Annotated in this window: 16 protein-coding genes; 11 read left to right on the top strand and 5 right to left on the bottom strand. The window is 42.1% G+C overall.

Annotated features, from left to right (window positions below; translation table 11 throughout):
- Window positions 1-10: 10 nt before the first annotated feature.
- Both K1X56_03165 and K1X56_03160 read right to left on the bottom strand, forming a co-directional pair.
- A complete protein-coding gene (locus tag K1X56_03165) occupies window positions 11-5,185 on the bottom strand; it encodes a hypothetical protein (GenBank protein MBX7093697.1) in 5,175 nt (1,724 codons plus the stop codon).
- On the bottom strand, window positions 5,182-6,264 hold the full coding sequence (locus K1X56_03160) for a PorV/PorQ family protein (GenBank protein ID MBX7093696.1): 1,083 nt from the start codon (window positions 6,262-6,264) through the stop codon (window positions 5,182-5,184). Before K1X56_03160 ends, K1X56_03165 begins: the two co-directional genes overlap by 4 nt.
- Before the next feature lie 97 nt (window positions 6,265-6,361).
- On the opposite strand from K1X56_03160, the gene pssA reads away from it, so the two are divergent.
- Window positions 6,362-7,171 carry a CDP-diacylglycerol--serine O-phosphatidyltransferase gene (gene pssA / locus K1X56_03155; GenBank protein ID MBX7093695.1) on the top strand — a complete coding sequence of 270 codons (810 nt, stop codon included), beginning with the start codon at window positions 6,362-6,364 and terminating at the stop codon, window positions 7,169-7,171.
- On the top strand, window positions 7,168-7,419 hold the full coding sequence (gene purS, locus K1X56_03150) for a phosphoribosylformylglycinamidine synthase subunit PurS (protein ID MBX7093694.1): 252 nt from the start codon (window positions 7,168-7,170) through the stop codon (window positions 7,417-7,419). The genes pssA and purS overlap by 4 nt, the downstream gene beginning before the upstream one ends.
- Window positions 7,420-7,464: 45 nt before the next feature.
- On the opposite strand, the gene K1X56_03145 is transcribed toward purS, so the two are convergent.
- Complete coding sequence (locus tag K1X56_03145; protein ID MBX7093693.1) at window positions 7,465-8,535, bottom strand: bifunctional 3-deoxy-7-phosphoheptulonate synthase/chorismate mutase type II; 1,071 nt, start codon at window positions 8,533-8,535, stop codon at window positions 7,465-7,467.
- Window positions 8,536-8,723: 188 nt separating this feature from the next.
- Here K1X56_03145 and K1X56_03140 point away from each other — a divergent pair, with 188 nt between their 5' ends.
- Both K1X56_03140 and K1X56_03135 read left to right on the top strand, forming a co-directional pair.
- Complete coding sequence (locus tag K1X56_03140; GenBank protein ID MBX7093692.1) at window positions 8,724-9,377, top strand: phosphoadenylyl-sulfate reductase; 654 nt, start codon at window positions 8,724-8,726, stop codon at window positions 9,375-9,377.
- Window position 9,378: 1 nt separating this feature from the next.
- Window positions 9,379-10,302, top strand: coding sequence for an SDR family oxidoreductase (locus K1X56_03135; protein MBX7093691.1), 924 nt, complete (start codon window positions 9,379-9,381; stop codon window positions 10,300-10,302).
- On the opposite strand, the gene K1X56_03130 is transcribed toward K1X56_03135, so the two are convergent.
- Window positions 10,299-11,051: a L,D-transpeptidase family protein gene (locus tag K1X56_03130; GenBank protein MBX7093690.1), complete on the bottom strand. Its 753-nt coding sequence runs from the start codon at window positions 11,049-11,051 to the stop codon at window positions 10,299-10,301. The genes K1X56_03135 and K1X56_03130 overlap by 4 nt on opposite strands.
- 97 nt (window positions 11,052-11,148) lie before the next feature.
- Between K1X56_03130 and K1X56_03125 the strand changes: the two genes are divergently transcribed.
- The 5 genes from K1X56_03125 (at window position 11,149) to K1X56_03105 (ending at window position 15,479) form a co-directional block, all read left to right on the top strand.
- Complete coding sequence (locus tag K1X56_03125) at window positions 11,149-12,756, top strand: S41 family peptidase (protein MBX7093689.1); 1,608 nt, start codon at window positions 11,149-11,151, stop codon at window positions 12,754-12,756.
- 56 nt (window positions 12,757-12,812) lie between these two features.
- Complete coding sequence (locus tag K1X56_03120; protein ID MBX7093688.1) at window positions 12,813-13,376, top strand: DUF1573 domain-containing protein; 564 nt, start codon at window positions 12,813-12,815, stop codon at window positions 13,374-13,376.
- Between the two features lie 80 nt (window positions 13,377-13,456).
- Entirely contained in the window at window positions 13,457-14,173 is a 717-nt protein-coding gene (locus tag K1X56_03115) for an FkbM family methyltransferase (protein ID MBX7093687.1), read from the top strand.
- Window positions 14,170-14,727, top strand: coding sequence for a WcaF family extracellular polysaccharide biosynthesis acetyltransferase (locus K1X56_03110; GenBank protein MBX7093686.1), 558 nt, complete (start codon window positions 14,170-14,172; stop codon window positions 14,725-14,727). The genes K1X56_03115 and K1X56_03110 overlap by 4 nt, the downstream gene beginning before the upstream one ends.
- On the top strand, window positions 14,724-15,479 hold the full coding sequence (locus K1X56_03105) for a glycosyltransferase (protein MBX7093685.1): 756 nt from the start codon (window positions 14,724-14,726) through the stop codon (window positions 15,477-15,479). Before K1X56_03110 ends, K1X56_03105 begins: the two co-directional genes overlap by 4 nt.
- Window positions 15,480-15,513: 34 nt before the next feature.
- Here K1X56_03105 and K1X56_03100 read toward each other — a convergent pair whose 3' ends face one another.
- Window positions 15,514-16,431: a hypothetical protein gene (locus tag K1X56_03100; GenBank protein ID MBX7093684.1), complete on the bottom strand. Its 918-nt coding sequence runs from the start codon at window positions 16,429-16,431 to the stop codon at window positions 15,514-15,516.
- A gap of 110 nt (window positions 16,432-16,541) precedes the next feature.
- On the opposite strand from K1X56_03100, the gene K1X56_03095 reads away from it, so the two are divergent.
- Window positions 16,542-17,501 (top strand): nitronate monooxygenase, encoded by a 960-nt coding sequence (locus K1X56_03095; protein MBX7093683.1) that lies wholly within the window; start codon window positions 16,542-16,544, stop codon window positions 17,499-17,501.
- Entirely contained in the window at window positions 17,498-18,736 is a 1,239-nt protein-coding gene (locus K1X56_03090; GenBank protein MBX7093682.1) for an insulinase family protein, read from the top strand. Before K1X56_03095 ends, K1X56_03090 begins: the two co-directional genes overlap by 4 nt.
- Window positions 18,737-18,901 lie beyond the last annotated feature (165 nt).

Below are 18,901 nucleotides of genomic sequence, written 5' to 3'. Positions count from 1 at the left end.
TTTTTTTCAATTAACGCATCAGGTACATTTTACCGAATCCATGTTTAAAATACGGATCTGCACCAGTGCTTCGTTTTTCTACATCCTCACCATTGCTTTTGGTAATTACCCGATACAGGTAAACCCCATTAGCCAATTGATCGCCGTATTCATCTCTTCCATCCCAATAATATTCCGTGATGTTTTTTCCAATACGGATAGGTCCCAATTCTTCCATCATGATTTCGCGTACAATTTTACCGCTAACGGTTAAAATCTGAATTTTCATTTGATCGGGAATTTCAGATCCGGTGAGCGTAAATACAAAATGTGTTTTGGTTGAAAATGGATTCGGATAATTCATTACCTCAGTAATGGTTTGCTTATTCACTACTTCAAATGAAATCCGGTAATCCACATCACCCGATGCATTTCCAGATTTATCCGTTGCCTGAATCAATAAGGTGTAAACTCCATCCGTTAACAAGGTAGGTTGATACTCTATTTTAAATTTACCGGAAGGGCCGGAAGAGGGATACCAGTTCATTACAGGGATTACTCCATTGTTAAAGTATACCCGTTGTTGTTGTCCGGCAGGATCGGTGAGGTACACTGCGAAAAATGCAGTATCACTTTCTTCATTCATTATCAGGTATTGGTTTTCATCATTGAGCGTGATCAATATTTGAGGTTTCGCCGAAATGATATCGCCATTTAAAATATGTGTTCCGTCGAATGTTACATCCAATATCGGATTGGTAATATCTGGCTGCACATAAAAAGGAACCTGCGCAAAATTGTTGATATGACTTTCTTCCAACTGATCGTAAGCTGTAGCACCGGGAATTAATGGTATGGGATTCACTTCCATCCAAAGTGAATTGTATCCTCCAAATCCTTGCGTATTGATGCTGATGGTATCGTACAACAAGGCGAAATCACGCAACGAATCCTGGCGTGCATAAGTTTGATAATGTCTTACCCTATTCTGATCTTCCACCCAATAATGCACCAGCAAAGAATCCATCGGCCACGGTGTGATGTTTTCTACAGCAATAGCTAATTCCAATGATTCTCCTTCCTGCAGGGTATCGGTCCGACTAATATAAAATCCGCGATTTCCATTTACTGCAGCATCCGGTACAGGTGTGTACACCAATTGCCAGCGCGTAGTTTGTGCGGGTGTAAAAAATGCAGTGTCGGAATACCAACCTTTTAATCGGATATAAGGATATTGCTGTGCATCCACAATGGAAGATAAATTCACAATCGAATCAACGGTGGTAAAATTGGTATCCAGCAACAAGGTTTCTGCTCCATTTACATCCACACCATAAACATAAATACGGGCGCTGTCGGTAGAAGGAGATTCCAGTGATCGTCGCTGCCAATACAGTGATCCCCAATGGGTGGCAGGACCTGCCAATACGGATTTCATACTTCCTGCAAAATCGAATCCAAATAAGGTATCGTTCATGCTAAGTAATGTACCGGGAGTACTTCCTCCCATAAAAACTTTGGTAAAGGAAGGATCTCCTTTTTTAGCAAGTACAATCCACGATTCATTGGGTCGGCCGGGATAAATACTATCGCCTGCACCGAGTGAATTTATCATCGCATAAGTGGCCGGAGTCCATGCATTGTAATCGGCAAATCGCCAGGTGTATAATAACACATAGTGACCCGCAGGAATCTTATTGTTCACCATACTCACGAGTGAATCCATTTCTGCAGGAGAAGTATGTCTGAAATTAAAATAATATTCCACCCGGTTTCTGCACGCACATCCATCATTGATGTTTCCAAAACTGTGATTGGAATTGATCATGGTACAACCCGGACAACTTCCTCCTATGGAAGGATCGCAACCGTAGGTACCCCATGGTTCCAGAGTGAGCGGATCAATCACGGCAACGTGAATGGCAGGATCAACACCGCATCCGGAATAATCTTGCAGACTACCATCAATGGTCCACAATGTCCCGAAAAATTCATTCGAGTTGGAAGCATAGGTATACACATCACAACCTATGCGACGAATATTCGGATCCCAATACCAGCCATGTTGAGCACGATCATAATGCATCGTAATTTCCTCATTGGCCTCGAACTGGTAAAAATGGGCTTGTCCCCACCCCGTTAATCCGGGTATATACTGAAACGAACTCTCGTGCCAGCTATAAGTGACACTATCCGGTGAAACGCGCCAAAAATAAACGGTGGAATCTGAAAAAATAAACGGATCCGGATTTCCGGAAGCATTGAGCCAATCTGTTTGACGAGCAATTACTACTCCTCCACCTGCGGTGACCATTTGAAAATGCAATGCAGGAGAATTAAATTGATCGGTAGTGTCAATTTCGAAACGATAGGTTTTAACACCAATTAACGGATCATAGGTGGAAGCTTTTAAATCCATAATGGAATCCGGAACGATGGCATACTCATAAGGGAAAACCGGAAAAATGCCATTGGAAAAAATAAATAATGTAGCAGTGGTTTGGTTGTTGCTTAATTCATCCTGTTGTTCGGGAATAAAACTGGGAATATCTACGGCTACATCAAAAAAGTTGATTCCCACAGCCACATTATGGAGAACGGGAATACGAAAAACAACGGTATCGCGGAAATTGCTTTTCGGTAAATAGGCTATATAGGTAAGTTCCGATCCGCTGGGTAAATGGCGTTTTAATTCTACAATGACCGTATCGGAAACGGAGCGGCCAATATTACTGATGATCACGTTTACATTTACCGAATCATCTGCTAAGGTTACCGTGTTTGGTTCGAAATAAACATCTTGCTGGCGCACCACGAGTTCGGGTCGGTTGTGTGGATTTAAACGTAATGCGGGATCACCATGAAGCGTCATTTGTGTACACGCATTTTCATAGGGAATAAAGGTGGCAATTTGTCCGGGCTGTGTACTCTGTATTGAATACTGAACCAGTTTACCAATGGTTTCTCCATAATGAAATCGCGATAGATTTCCGTAAAAGGTGCTGGTGAATCCATACAGTGGAGAAATAAATCCTTGCTTGGAAGAAGATAAAAATCCAATTACTCCTTTCTGAGGCTGGAATACAAAATCTTCGGAAGCGGATACGGCATCTGGCTGAAAAATATCGCCGGAATAACAGGCGTTACCAATTAGCAAGGGATATTTTCCCTGATTGGTCCAGTTGGAAGGTTCATCAATATTCTGATCGAATCCATTCACACTTGAATGTCCGAAAAAATTCATGATGCTTACCCCTTCTTCCAGTCGTGTCATTACTTCATCAAATTCAATCGGATCGATGGGATCGGAAGATTGTTTGTAATAGGAATGAACGTAAGCACCGAATAAGGTGTCTTCAATGATGCTTTCGAATGTGGAAAGATAATAAGCAAAATCCGATTGCTCCTGAGTAGTAGATCCACCTCCAAAATGGAGAATGTGTTTCATCCATTCTTTTTCTTCAATGGTGTAGAGTGAATTGGGATCTTGTGCTGTTTCAAATTCCTGCACTTTTGCTAAATAATCGAGAACGGTTTGTTCATCCTGCGCAGCGATACGTCCCGTAGCGATTCCCGGTTCCATTTGCGCTCCGAATAATCCGGCACTGATCAATACATCGGAAGAGGGATAACCATAAGAAGGAACTAAATTTTTACGAAATGCCGCAGTATCTTTTCGTGTTCCGTGAAAGGTTCCATTGGAAGATTCCGTTGCTTCACGAATGGCTTTACCCATGAGCAATAAATGTCCCGGATGTGTGTTCCAGTCAACGGAAATATCTTTTAAAAAATTTCTTATTCCGTCGATGTGTTTCTCAACGCCATGTCCGTATTGCAAATACAATTCATTCACATCTACCACCAGCGTATTGTATGCTCCGCCACTTACCGACGAGCGATACGATGCATATTGTTGTGCTGCATTCCACAATTTAGGATGAGTGATAATCAGGTATGCATTTTGAACATTGAGCGATGCGTAATCGGTAAAAATTCCTGTTCCGTTTACGGGACTAATCACCGATACATTCATAAATGCGTTATCAGAAATCACAACACATTCCCTGTCGTTTCCATTTATTTCATTCGGAACCAAAAACGAACGGGATGCTCCATTCATAATCGCCGGCATGCGGTAAACGGAGTCGCCCAAAATATACATCCACAAATTCCCTGCAGCGTAATTAGTAAAATCAATGCGCGAGATAAAATCACTGATGTTATAGGGCGTGGTAAAACGAAATGTAGATGCGCCGTTTAAATTGGGAATTCGCGGATAGGTAATGGATGAATTTCCTACATTCTGATAATCGCTGAGCGCGCCTAAATCATTAACGGTTTGATAGCGTATTTTACTGCTTCCGTTTTCCAATAGCGAATTGGCATAAAGGAAATCATATCGGATCAGTTTATACCCCATAAAAACAGTATCCATTACATCCTGAAAGGATGAACCGATCTGTACTTTGGTATGGTGATTTCCCGCTCCTGTGTAGATGAGTGAATTGGATGCGCTTGCAAATGATATGCTCGATTTCGCATCCGGAGCTCCAGGACCCTGATACGGAAATGGAGTGGGAACGGCATCGGTTTGCGCTTGTGAATAATAACCATCAATATAATCGCCAAACCATCCTTCTCCTGCCGTATAATAACTGGAAGAAGCGCCGGATTCCTGATAGCCGAGCAAATAACGAACGTTCGATTTTAGATGAGATTCAGTCCACACCCAATCAAGCGGAGTATGCGTTGAAATCACGGTATCCATTAAATCCTGAATCCGTAAATTATTGACTGAATTATTCCAGGTTAGAAAATAACAAATGGTATCGTTATACAATGAAAAATGTAAATCGGGCATGGACTCCTCGCCTCCAATATAGAGCGAGGTATCATTTCTTCCATCATTGGCCTCGGCATAAAACTCAATATAATCTCCGGGATCAAAACTGAGATCCTGCGCTCCGGAAATATAAATGGGAACTTCTTTTTCCCAACCGAAAATCTGGAAATTGCGCGGATCGATAGTACTCGGATCGATACCCGCTGCGACTAAAACTGCATGATCTAAATGATAAATTCCGGTTGCGGGAATTTTTATCGTGTAATACCGGGATGCGCCTCCATATTGAATCCAGGAATTACCCTGACCTATTCCCAGAATGGAATTCAATATACAAACTGCTATCAGTATTACTTTTTTCATGAACCGGGTTTGCTGATGTCGAATCGGAGTGAAAATACGTTGGAATAAATGACAGCCGATTGGTTGCCGACATCGGTCAGCGCATAATCGATGGTAAACTGACGAATGCGAACGCCTACTCCAATGTTAGGTTGGAAGGTCCACTCATCACCTGTGCCATCTATTTTTTTCGATTTCTGAAAATTACCTACTCCACCGCGGAGAAAAACAATGTTTTTGTATCCTGCTTCAAATCCGAAATGCGGATCGATACTCACGGAATTGGATTTGATTAACGTATTACGCATTCCGTCGAAACTCATATCCACATCCAATTCCGTTAGGACACTAAAGCGGTCTTTGATTTCAAATTTTCGTCCACCACCCAATAACAATTTGGGTAAAGTCAATTCCACCGAATTGGTCGGAATATCATTTCCTGTTGCAATAAACGTGTTGATCATTTCGGAAGTGAGTGAATAACTCCAGGCATTGAACGTGGTCGTAATATCCCGGGCCATCGCTCCGAATTGCCATTTCTTGTAGTTGTATTGCGCAGAAGCATCCAATCCAAATCCCCATGACTTTCCGAAATCACCAATTTTACGGTGAATGATTTTTACGTTGGCCCCAATGCGTAAGCCGGGAATTTTGGTTTTGCGTGCATAAGAACCAATAAAGGCATAATCTGCCGCAGAAAAAGTTGAAATGCGACTATAATCTATATTTCCTGCCTGATCAATTAACTCGGTGGTATTGGGAATATCATCAATACCAAAGCGAATGATAGAAACTGCAAATGCGCTATTGGAATCGAGTACTTTTGCCAATCCTCCATAATCGAATTTGGCAATTCCGCCAAACTGTTCAGAGTGCATCAGTCCCACTTGCATATCGCCGCGAATCCCGGTTAAACCTGCCGGATTCCAATATCCAGCCGTAACATCATCACCTGTGGCGATAACTGAGTTGGACATCCCCAGGGCACGGGCACCTACACCGATCGATAAAAATTCATTGGAATATTTGGCCGTTTGAGCCTTTAACGAAACAGCTCCACCGGCAAGCAACAAACAGAAAGTGAAAAAAGAATTTTTCATGTTGGATAAAGATAAAAAAAAGTAGAGTTGAAACCTCCGGATAAAACTCAAAAAAATCGGACGTATTGCCTTTTATTTTCCATTATTTTGCACCATGATGCAAATTCGATCTCAAATCCCCAATCTCTTTACCCTTGGTAATCTGTTTTGCGGAATCCTCGCTATCATTTACGCCTTTCAATGGGAGCTATCCATTTCGGCCTACCTCGTACTCCTGGCAGCGGTGCTCGATTTTTTCGACGGTTTTCTGGCGCGTTTGCTTAAGGTGAGTGGCGACATGGGAAAACAGCTCGACTCCCTTGCCGATATGGTTTCATTTGGAGTGGTACCCGGAATTATTGTTTTTCAACTCATGAAACTTACGCTGTTTCTCGAAAATCCAACCTTTGTTTTAAGCTGGAACCCCTTCCTTTTTATTCCCCTCATTATTCCATTGCTTTCGGCATACCGCCTGGCCAAATTCAACATCGACACCCGGCAATCGGATTCGTTTATTGGCGTACCTACTCCAGCCAATACACTCTTTTTTATAGCCTTCCCGCTTATGCTGGAATGGGATGGCGAATTGGTTCGGCATATGCACATTGGTGATGAAGTTTACTCCAATTTCATGCCTCAGATGTGGTTTTCCTTTAATCCCTTTGAAAACAACGAATGGTCGGGAATCCTGCTGAATCGCTATTTTTTAAGCATCACCGCGGTGATTATGTCCTTTTTACTCATTGCCGAAATACCGCTATTTGCACTCAAATTCAAATCTTTTGGATGGAAGGGCAATGAAATTCGTTTTTCATTTTTAGCGGTGGCTGCTGCATTGTTGATAATATTTCAGTTTGTAGCAATCCCAATTATTATACTTTTGTACATCTTAATATCCATATTGAAACCACTTATTTTCAAGTCATGAAATTTAAAGCCGAGATCGATGTAATGCCACTGGAAGCACTGCTCGACCCCCAGGGGAAAGCCGTAAGCAACAGCATGAAAAACCTGAACCTATCACAAATTACCAATGTGCGCATCGGTAAACATATGACCCTTCACGTTGAGGCAGCGAACAAAGAAGAAGCCGGAAAATTGGTGGACGAAGCCTGCAAAAAATTATTGCACAATCCCATTATGGAAAGCTATCGCTTTACGTTGACCGAAAACTAATCGAATGTTTTTTGTTGTAAAAATCCTCCTTTTTAGGGGGATTTTTCATTTAGAGGAATTGTTCATTACCCCATTCTGCCTGCGAATGGATTCCTCGTGGATAATCTCAAGTAATTTCCGCAAAAAAGCATCACTCAAACCCATGGCTTCCCCTTGCATTTTTCGCTTGCGGATAATTTCTTCCCAGCGCTGTAATTGCAAAATGGTTACTTGATTTTCTTTTTTATACTCCCCTATTTTTTCGGCAATATCCATTCGCGCCGCGAACTTTTGCAGAATTTCCAGATCCAGATCATCAATTTTTGTCCGCAACTCCTCCAATGCAGTCTGAAATTCGTGATTGCTCACCTCCGGATTACGAATGGAAAGTCCATTTAATAACTCGTTCAATCGCGCCGGCGTAATTTGCTGTTGCGCATCACTCAAAGCGTGTTCAGGATCCGGATGGGTTTCGATGATGAGTCCCGCCATATCCAAATCCAGCGCCTTTTGCGATACCATTTCGATAAGTTCGCGTGTACCGGAAATGTGACTCGGATCGCATATTATCGGTAATTGCGGAATCAGTCGTTTTAACTCGATGGGGATTTCCCACATGGGAGCATTTCGGAAAGGCGTTTTTTCGTAGGTGGAAAAGCCACGATGAATAGCAGCCAATTTTTTAATTCCCGCTTTATTGATCCGCTCCAAAGCACCAATCCACAACTGAAGCTCCGGATGAATCGGATTTTTCACCAAAACGGGAATGTCGACCCCTTGCAAAGCATCTGCTATTTCCTGAACCGAAAATGGATTTACGGTAGTCCGCGCCCCCACCCATAACATGTCGATTTCAGCTTTTAACGCTGCTTCCACATGAGCGGCATTGGCCACTTCCGTTAAACTAAGTAATCCATTTTGTTTTGCAGCCGCATTTAACCATGGCAAGGCTTGTTCACCACGGCCTTCGAAGGTGTCGGGACGAGTCCTCGGTTTCCAGATTCCCGCACGAAGCACGGTGACTTTTCCGCTCGCCGCAATTCCCTGTGCCACCTCCATCATTTGCTCTTCCGACTCAGCACTGCATGGTCCGGCCATGAACAAGGGATGAGGCAAACCTTGAAACCACTGACTCATCGGAAGCATATCGAGCTGAATTTTCATCGTGAAAAAGGGTCGTTTCGCATTGCAAAAATACATTAAAAACAAAGCCGAAAATCCAAAGGAGGAAAATGAACGGCAGAACCCGGAAATCCGCAAAAATGCATGAGGCAAATCCACTTTCTTTTGCAAGACATATTCAGTTTTGCTAATATATTTGCATCATGACACCCGCAGAAATTGAGCTTCATATAAGGAATTACAAAAAAGAAGGAAAAAAGTTGTTTGCAACCTCTTCTTTTCAGACCCATTCCATTCCCATGCTTCATATTCTCAGCACGATTGATCCTGAAATTCCGGTTTTATTTATCAATACCGGATTTCACTTTCCGGAGACCCTGGTATTCAGAGATCAGATTGCTTCATTATTAGGAATTAAAATCATTGATGTACATTCTGCCGTTGCGCGTAATTTGCAAAAAGATGGTAAAGGACAATTCTATTTTACCAGCGATCCGGATTATTGTTGTTTTATGAATAAAACACAACCGGTAGAACCTTTTCTTGCCGAATACGATGTATGGATCAATGGGATTCGGGGCGATCAAAATGCCAATCGCAGAAACATGAAAATTGAGCAGGATGCTCCATTCGGTTCCAAGCGATTTCATCCCATGCTCGACTGGAGCTCAAAAATGATTTACGATTACATCCGCGAGAACAATTTACCCCGTCACCCACTCGAAAACCAGGGCTACCTCAGCATCGGCTGCGAACCTTGTACACGGAAAGTGGACCTTAACAACGACCGCAGCGGCCGATGGTTTGGATTGAATAAAACCGAATGCGGATTACATACAGATTTAATATCAAAATAAGATGCGAATTCTAATCACCGGAGGTGCAGGATATATTGGCACTGAACTTACATACGAGTTGTGCAAACACCTTTCCTCGATTGAAGAAATAATTATTTACGATAATTTATCGCGGGGGAATTACAATTTGTTCATTGGACAAACAAAACTTCCTGCAGATAAAATCCGCTTTGTTCAGGGTGATCTGCTCGATACCCGCAAGCTGAGAAAAGCGTTAAAAGGAATTGATGTGGTTGTTCATCTGGCTGCGAAAGTTACTACTCCGTTTGCTGATGAAAATCCGCATTTGTTTGAGCAGGTTAACAACTGGGGAACAGCCGAATTAGTGTATGCACTGGAAGATGAACCGGTAAAAAAATTCATCTATTCCAGTTCTGTTTCAGTGTACGGATCTTCATCGGAAATGGTGGACATCGATTCTCCGATTAACCCGAAAACATTTTACGGAATTTCTAAACTACGTGGTGAGGAACATGTAACCCGCATGTTTAACAAAATGCCCACCTACCTTCTGCGTTTTGGAAATGTTTACGGTTATTCCAAAAGCATGCGTTTCGATGCAGTGATCAATCGCTTTATGTTTGATGCCAATTTCCACCGTCGCATTTCCATCAATGGAAACGGTGAACAGCATCGTTCATTCATTCATATTGATAAAACAGCAAATCTCTTATCGAATATCATTTTAAAAGACGGATTAAAACCCGGACGATACGATGTAGTGGAGGATAATTTGTCGGTGAACTACATTGCAGATACGTTGATGGATTTATATCCCGGGCTTGAAATGTTGTTTGTTAATCAACACATGGCCTTGCGCGATTTAAAGGTTCGTCCAAACCCGATTGTCAACTCCCATATTGATATTCCTGTCCGCACCCTGAAAGAAGTGCTCAGCACCTTCAAATCGAGTTTTAGTTTTTAAGAGGGAATATAATTCCCCTTGGCGTCCACTTTAAACTTAAGGGGTAAATGATTCTTGTTCCACATCTCATAAAACGTTTGTACGTTTTTCCAGAATTCGCGCGTATTTTCCGGTGCATTGGAGTTGAGGACACGCATATTCATTCCATCCATTTTGCAGGGAAAAATATAGACCGGAATTTTTTTCTCTCCTCCATCGGCAGCAAGTACGCAGGTAACATATAATTCCTTTATTAAATCATCGGTAATGGGAATACACCCTACCGAAACACAGTTTCCGTGAATGAAAATTTCTCCACCCGGCTTTTTCTTATCGGAAAGGACTTTATCGGATGCATTGGGATAATTTATTCCCAGCGAAAGATGAAATGTACTGGAAGGATTAAAGCGGTCGATATGATACAAACCCTCCGGAACTTGTCCGTCTCCCTCTTTCCGTTTTGGACCGGGCTGTCCGGACAACACACAAAAATCGTAGGTACGAAACAAACGATGCGCCGAAGATTTGGCAGGAGAAACCCAGACCTCAAGCACCTTCTCCAGTTTATAGGCCACTATTACCTGTGAAAAAGCATTTCCGCTTTTGGGGATATTAAGATCTTTTAACAATTCCTTTTCGTGTAAATCGAACGCCTCACGCACCCGGGGGTACTGGATTTGTAGTGAACGTTTAACATCCTGTGCTTGTGCCATGGATAGATGAATAATAAATGCTAAAAATAAAATCGTGTTTTTCATTTCTGTACCCAAACTACAAATTTTCCGTTCATACACTAAAGCGAACGCTGGTGTAATGCCACTTTCTCTTGATCTTTTTTTACGTATATTTAAACAAATACTTAACATCATGAAGCAACACCTTGCTAGCTGGACGCTCCTCTTTTTTGTTCTGATTTCCTTTGGAACCCAGGCTCAGATTCCCCACAATAATCGTTCCGCCACTACCGATAAATTCAATACGCTGCTAAATTATATTTCGCAGATGTATGTGGATAGTGTGCAGGAGGACCAATTGGTAGAACAGGCCATCATTACGATGCTGGAACAACTTGATCCGCACTCCATTTACATCCCCAAAGAAGAAGTGGAAGAAATGAATGCTCCTTTAAAAGGAGGCTTCGACGGAATCGGGGTTCGTTTTCAAATCATGAAGGATACCATTATGGTGGTAAACCCGGTACCGGGTGGTCCCTCCGAAAAACTGGGTATTAAAGCAGGAGATAAAATCATCACCGTAGATGGTCAGACCGTAGCCGGTGTGGGCATAAAAAATAATCAGGTCCGCGAAAAACTTTTAGGCATAAAAGGCACCAAGGTGACAGTTGAAATTGCCCGCAGAGGAGAGAAAAAATTATTAAAATTCACCATCACTCGTGATAAAATTCCTTTGTATAGTGTTGATGCCGCATACATGGCTGATCCGGAAACAGGATATATTAAGCTGAATAATTTTGGTGAACACACCATGGAAGAATTTAACCGTGCCATTGATAGTTTAAAGGGACTCGGAATGAAACACCTCATTCTGGATTTACAAGGAAACGGCGGCGGATACCTGAACACAGCAATTGATCTTTGCGATGAATTTTTATCGGGAACAAAATTGATTGTTTACACCGAAGGTAGAGCCTTTAGTCGTAAAGACACCTACGCCCGGAAGCTTGGTAAATTTGAAACCGGAAAATTAGTGGTGCTTATTGACGAGAGTTCTGCTTCTGCCAGTGAAATTGTATCGGGTGCCATTCAGGATTGGGACCGTGGTTTAATTGTAGGCAGACGCTCATTCGGAAAAGGGCTGGTGCAAAAACCGGTCAACCTTCCCGACGGATCTCAGGTTCGTTTAACTACACAACGGTATTACACTCCCACCGGAAGATGTATTCAAAAACCTTATGAAGACGGTAGTGAAGAATACCACAAAGAAAAATATCAGCGTTACCTCAGCGGCGAAATGATTTCGAAAGACAGTATTAAAATTCCGGATTCACTCCATTTCGAAACCCGCATTAATAAGCGTACCGTATATGGTGCCGGTGGAATTATTCCGGACGTGTTTGTTCCTATCGACACTTCTATGAACAGCGATTATTTATCCGGTTTGCTTCGTGGTGGTGTGTTTAATAATTTCTGTTTGACTTATGTTGACAACAACCGCAAAGCGTTAAAAAAATCGTTCCCCGATTTTCAGAAGTTTAAAAAAGGCTTTGTGGTCGACAAAAAACTCATGGATGAGTTTACAGCTTATGCAGAAAAAGAAGGCGTAAAATTCGATCCGGCCGGTTATGCCACTTCCAAAATGGTAATTGATATCCGTATAAAAGCGGGAATCGCTCAAAACCTCTGGGATTATCCTATGTTTTATGAGATTGTAAATCCGCTTAACCCAACCTACCGCAAAGGTCTGGAAGCAATTAAAGACGGTACCTACGAGAATCTTAAATTGACCTGGAAATAATTGCAAGGGATTTTTCTTAATTTTGATTCACTAAAAATTCAACTATGAACAACGATATGAGAGAAAACCTGAAAGTGGGATTACTGGGTGTAATTGCGCTTACGCTGGTGGTGAATACCTATTTTGCGGCATCTAAAAAATCAGGCGCTATTTCATCGGCAGTTCCTGTAGCCAATTCTGCTGCTATTGCAAGCCCGGCTACCGAAAATGCCTTAACCCCAAATCCGAATCCTAGTCCAAACCCGACCATCGCTACTACCATCGGTCAGGAAAATAACGCCATCACTCCACCTTCCAATCAGAAAAGCACACGCATTTCCTTTGGAACCTATAATCACGACTTCGGTAAAATCAAACAAAATTCTACCAATAAATTCTCTTTTAAATTTACCAATACGGGTGATGAACCTTTAATTATTTCCAATGCTGTAGGATCTTGTGGTTGTACCGTACCGAATTATCCGAAAGAGCCCATCGCTCCCGGTGCTACTGCTGCTATTGATGTAGAGTACAAACCCGGATTACAAAAAGGTCAGCAAGAGAAAAAAGTTACTGTTACGGCCAACACTCAACCTTCTGAAACTGTACTCAGCATTAAAGCTGAAGTGCTGGAAGAATAATTTTTCCGGAACGCTTCAGAAGTATGTTTATAAAACGAATATTATTCCGACTGCTCAGTGTTGAGGGCTACCTCAAACTCGTGAGCAGTCTTTTTTTCTTTGCCTATTTCAGTGGATTGCTGAAACGAAAAGAAAAATTTGAATTCCATTATTTCATTCGCCAATTGGTAAAACCCGGAAACACGGTGCTCGACATCGGAGGCAATCTGGGTTATTATGCCATTTCATTCGGTAAAATTGTGGGTCCAAATGGAAAAGTCCTTACAGTGGAACCCGTCACTCTTTTCCGTAAAGTGTTAGAGCGAAATATCCGCAAACGCCGGCTTGAAAAAACGGTTCAGATTGTTCCTTTTGCTTTAGGTTCTGAAGACAATAAAAAAATCACGCTGGGTGTCCCTTCCGGAAATAAACATTTTCGTCACGGTCTCACCAAAGTGATGGAACAACCGGGAAATGCCAACGACATGGAATTCCAGGAAACCATGATGCGTCCGGATACACTTTTCGGTAATCTTGAACAATTGCACTACATCAAATGCGATGTTGAAGGTTATGAAATTCACATTGTGCCTGAATTGCTTTCTGTTCTTCGCAAACATTTACCATTGATCCAAATGGAAACGGATGGAGAAAACAGAGCAAAAATCATTGCCATGCTTTCGGATTTGTCGTACGAAGCGCATTATGTTTTAAAAGGAAAAATACATCGTCTTACCGGTAAAGAAACATTTCACACCGGTGATGTTTTATTTATTCCGGCTGAAAAAAAATCATCCTTAACGCATTTAATGGCATGAGTGATCAGGTAAAAACGGATCTGTCGCTTTATTCCAATAAATGGTATAAACCGGGAAATCCGTTTAAACGTGCCCTATGGTATTTTTTTAACGCCGCTTTTTTTCTCAATCCCTTTTTCCCTTTTTCAGGAATAAAAAAAGGAATGCTCCGTCTCTTCGGTGCCAAAGTAGGTAAAGGCGTGGTTATTAAACCAGCGGTGAATATTAAATACCCCTGGAAACTAAAAATTGGAGATCATGTGTGGATTGGGGAGAAGGTGTGGATCGATAATCTTGACGAAGTAGTAATCGGTTCGCATTGCTGCTTATCACAAGGTGCATTATTGCTATGCGGTAATCATAATTACAAGAAAAAAACGTTCGATTTGATCGTTTCGCCGATCACACTGGAACAAGGTGCGTGGGTGGGAGCGAAAGCTGTGGTTGGACCCGGATCCGTGTTAAAATCGCATGCCGTGTTAAGTGCGGGATCTGTGTGCAGCGGAACACTGGAAGCTTATTCGGTGTATGCGGGAAATCCTGCACAAAAAATCAGAGAACGTAAAATGGAATGAAAGTTTCGCTGATCACCATAAGCTACAACAGCGCGGATACCATTTCCGACACCATTCAATCGGTTGCTTCACAATCTTATTCCGATATCGAATATATCGTGGTTGATGGTGCTTCAAAGGACGCTACATTAAACATCATTTCCGATCACTCCGCTTACATCCACAAACACATCAGCGAGGCCGATAAGGGCATTTACGATGGAATGAACAAGGGACTTCAACTGGCCAGCGGGGATATCATTGGTATTCTGAATTCTGATGACGTATATGCGGATAGGGAAGTCATACAAGATATTGTCGCTCTCTTTGAAAAAGATAACTGCGATGCGGTATATGCCGATCTGGTATATGTGGACCGTCACGATTTAAATAAAACCATCCGTTACTGGAAAGCAAAAGCGTATCACGAAGGTGATTTTAAAAAAGGATGGATGCCACCTCACCCAACTTTTTTTGTGCGCAGAAAAATTTACGAGCAATACGGATATTTTAATCTCGATTTAAAAAGCGCAGCCGATTACGAAATCATGTTGCGTTTTATTCACAAGCATAAAATAAAAATCAGTTATCTGCCCAGAGTCATTGTTAAAATGAGAGCGGGCGGACAAAGCAATGTCACCCTGAAAAACCGCATCAAAGCTAATCGTGAAGATAAAAAGGCATGGCTGATTAATGGACTAAAACCGGGTCCTTTTACCCTCATTCGCAAACCACTTTCTAAACTATTTCAATTCATAAAAAAAGGCCGTTGAATCAACGGCCTTTTTATAGTTCGGTATAATCGAATCAGAATTTCACACGGGCAAGTGTTCTTCTACCTTTTCTCCCACCCAACCAGGAATAGTGTTGTGTGTAGAAAGGATTTTTACCACGGAACACATAACTATAAGTAAAGGTGCTGTAGAAATAGGTATCGTTATCGTTTGAATCACCACGTTTTTGACCCGGAGCATAGTTAGCCATACTCGGACGTTGCTGATCGGTTAATTCGCCAGAACGGTTAGCAAGATCGATGGCTGTTTGATTACCGCCGAAAATACTCGGATCGGCATAAACCGTACTGATATCATCGAGATAATCGGTAAAGGTTAATCTCCATCCGGCTTCCCAACCAAATCGATGCTGACGTTTATAGGTGAAGAAGAATCCAACACCAACAGGAACAACAGCTGTAATTTTTCCATACTTCACGCCTTCGGTTTCGAGGGGACGAAGCTTCACCCATTCGCCGTTATAGAGCGCTTTAGGTCCATGCAACAATCCACCTACACCTGCAAAGGCATAAGATTTAAAATCGACACGGTACCAACCGCGGTTACCTACGTCGTTGGTATTATACAAATACACTTCTGCACGGGCAGAAAGTTCGAGCATATCATTGCGGAAACTCAGGTTTCTTCCAACGCGACCACGATTGGTGGACAAGCTATCGGCACCTTGAATTCGACCGTAAACAAGATCAGCACGCAGAGAGTAATAATTGTTCATTTTAAAACGGGCGAAACCTCCCACATTCCAACGGGTTTGGTTCAGTTTCATATCCCACACGAATGGACGCTCGGTTTTTTCTTTCCCTCCTATTTCTCCAAGATAATTGGATACTCCAAACCCTCCACCAACATCCAAACGGTAAAATGTACTCATCTGCGACATCACCGGCAGAGCCAGCAACGACAAAGAAAATATGGCGAGACGTTTTAACATTTCATAGCTATTCGAACCTCAAATATAGAATAAAAAAGGAAATCAGTCAAGCCATTCCCTAAATGAGGAATAGCCCGAAAAACCATTAGATTCGCATAAAATCATTTTCAATGAACAACAATAGAATCACCGAACTTTTTGGCATTCAATACCCTATCATTCAGGCAGGTATGATTTGGTGCTCGGGATGGGAGCTCGCTTCTGCGGTGAGCAATGCGGGTGGACTCGGCATTATCGGATCCGGATCCATGTACCCGGAAATCCTTCGTGAGCAGGTAAAAAAATGTAAAGCGGCCACCAATAAACCCTTCGCGGTGAACCTTCCGATGTTGTATCCGGATATTGACAAGCATATACAAACCATCATTGATGAAAATGTCCCCATCGTATTTACCTCTGCTGGAAATCCGAAAACCTATACTTCGATGCTGAAGGAACATGGAAAAATTGTGGTCCATGTAGTCTCCAGTTCAAAATTTGCATTAAAAGCACAGGAAGCAGGAGTAGATGCCGTTGTTGCCGAAGGATTTGAAGCGGGCGGACATAATGGTCGCGAAGAAACCACTACACTTTGCCTAATCCCAGCCGTGAAAAAAGCGATACAAATTCCTTTGATAGCTGCAGGTGGAATTGGAACGGGACAACAAATGCTTGCGGCCATGGCTTTGGGAGCAGATGCCGTGCAGGTGGGGAGTCGATTTGTGGCATCGCATGAATCTTCGGCGCATTTGCATTTTAAAGAAGCAGTGATCAACACGAAGGAGGGCGATACGGCTTTAACCTTGAAAGAAATTACACCGGTGCGATTGATAAAAAATCCTTTTTACCAACAGGTGATGTCGGCCTATGAAAAAGGTGCTTCGCTTGAAGATTTAAAAACGCTATTGGGAAAAGGCCGGGCAAAAAAAGGAATGTTCGAAGGAGATATGGTAGAAGGAGAATTGGAAATCGGACAAGTATCTGCTTTGTTTGATCGCATTCAACCAGCTGCCGAAATTGTTATGGAGATGTTGACCGAATACAACCAGGCTTTATTAAAATTGAAAGAATCTGAACCATTAACAGTATGATAAAATTTGATCGTTTTCAGTTAGACAACGGACTAAAAGTGATTGTTCATCACGACGATTCCACACCCATTGTTGCGTTTAACATTCTCTATGATGTTGGAGCAAGAGATGAAGATGAATCGAGAACCGGATTTGCGCATTTATTCGAGCATTTAATGTTTGGCGGATCTGTTAACATTCCCGATTTCGATAAACCTTTACAAGCCGTTGGAGGCAGCAGCAATGCGTTTACGAATAACGACATCACCAATTACTACGTCACTTTACCCACCGATAATCTGGAAACAGCTTTTTGGCTGGATTCCGACCGCATGTTATCGCTGGCATTTTCTGAAAAAAGTTTAGAAGTGCAACGCAGTGTTGTTATTGAGGAATTCAAACAACGCTACCTCAATCAACCTTATGGTGACGTGTGGCTATTGCTTCGTCCGCTCGCCTATAAAGTGCATCCCTACAAATGGGCGACTATTGGCAAAGAAATCAAGCATATTGAAGACGCTGTTCTCGCAGATGTAAAAGCATTTTTTAAAACGCATTATCACCCTGGAAATGCTATTTTGTGTGTTGCCGGAAATGTAGAAACAGCAGAGGTAAAATCCTTATGTGAAAAATGGTTTTCTTCCATTCCTGCACAGGCAAAAAAGCAAAGAAATCTTCCGAAAGAACCTGCTCAAACAGAAGTCAGAACATTAACGGTTGAACGTGATGTCCCTTTCGATGCCATATACAAAGCATGGCATATGGGTAGCAGAAATTCTGCAGATTTTTATGCAGTGGATCTGCTTTCGGATATCTTATCCAGAGGGAAATCATCGCGTTTATACCATGCGCTTATTCGCGAACAGAAATTATTTTCTGAAGTCAGCGCCTTTATTTCCGGCGATCTGGATGATGGATTGTTCATCATTTCCGGTAAGCTTATCGAAGGTGTTTCTATGGAAAAAGCGGAGGCAGGAATTGATCAGATTTTAAACGAAATCATCACAGAACCCATTCAGGAAGATGAATTGGAAAAAGTGAAAAACAAAGCAGAAACGACCAAGGTTTTTAACGACATGGCAGTGCTCGATAAAGCGATGGAACTTTGTTATTTCGAATTATTGGGAGATGCTGCCATGGTGAATCTTGAAATTGAAAAATACAGAAAGGTTTCATCGGCAGAAATCCTGAATGCGGCACAGAAAATGATTCGTCCCGAAAATTGCTCCACTTTGTATTACCTCGCAAAAAAATAATATGAAAATCGACCGAACCATTGCTCCCGAAGCAAAATCCATTAATAAAGTCGACCTCCTCCATCCCGAGAGCAGAACGTTGGATAATGGTGTTCCATTTTTCCAATTGATTGCCGGATCGCAACCGGTTTTACGCATTGAGTTTATTTTCGACGCAGGTATTCG

It is taken from the genome of Flavobacteriales bacterium (assembly GCA_019694795.1).
Classification (GTDB): Bacteria; Bacteroidota; Bacteroidia; order Flavobacteriales_D; family UBA2798; genus UBA2798.
Note: the sequence above shows the minus strand (reverse complement) of the source record. Positions and strands in the feature narration are given on the sequence as shown.

Bases quoted from the DNA above. Each gene is read 5' to 3' on its own strand.
- pssA (MBX7093695.1), top strand. From the start codon at position 6,362: ATGCAAATTCGATCTCAAATCCCCAATCTCTTTACCCTTGGTAATCTG.
- K1X56_03140 (MBX7093692.1), top strand. From the start codon at position 8,724: ATGACACCCGCAGAAATTGAGCTTCATATAAGGAATTACAAAAAAGAA.
- K1X56_03135 (MBX7093691.1), top strand. From the start codon at position 9,379: ATGCGAATTCTAATCACCGGAGGTGCAGGATATATTGGCACTGAACTT.
- K1X56_03110 (MBX7093686.1), top strand. From the start codon at position 14,170: ATGAGTGATCAGGTAAAAACGGATCTGTCGCTTTATTCCAATAAATGG.
- K1X56_03090 (MBX7093682.1), top strand. From the start codon at position 17,498: ATGATAAAATTTGATCGTTTTCAGTTAGACAACGGACTAAAAGTGATT.
- K1X56_03160 (MBX7093696.1), bottom strand. From the start codon at position 6,264: ATGAAAAATTCTTTTTTCACTTTCTGTTTGTTGCTTGCCGGTGGAGCT.
- K1X56_03120 (MBX7093688.1), top strand. From the start codon at position 12,813: ATGAGAGAAAACCTGAAAGTGGGATTACTGGGTGTAATTGCGCTTACG.
- purS (MBX7093694.1), top strand. From the start codon at position 7,168: ATGAAATTTAAAGCCGAGATCGATGTAATGCCACTGGAAGCACTGCTC.
- K1X56_03095 (MBX7093683.1), top strand. From the start codon at position 16,542: ATGAACAACAATAGAATCACCGAACTTTTTGGCATTCAATACCCTATC.
- K1X56_03125 (MBX7093689.1), top strand. From the start codon at position 11,149: ATGAAGCAACACCTTGCTAGCTGGACGCTCCTCTTTTTTGTTCTGATT.
- K1X56_03100 (MBX7093684.1), bottom strand. From the start codon at position 16,431: ATGTTAAAACGTCTCGCCATATTTTCTTTGTCGTTGCTGGCTCTGCCG.
- K1X56_03105 (MBX7093685.1), top strand. From the start codon at position 14,724: ATGAAAGTTTCGCTGATCACCATAAGCTACAACAGCGCGGATACCATT.
- K1X56_03145 (MBX7093693.1), bottom strand. From the start codon at position 8,535: ATGAGTCAGTGGTTTCAAGGTTTGCCTCATCCCTTGTTCATGGCCGGA.
- K1X56_03165 (MBX7093697.1), bottom strand. From the start codon at position 5,185: ATGAAAAAAGTAATACTGATAGCAGTTTGTATATTGAATTCCATTCTG.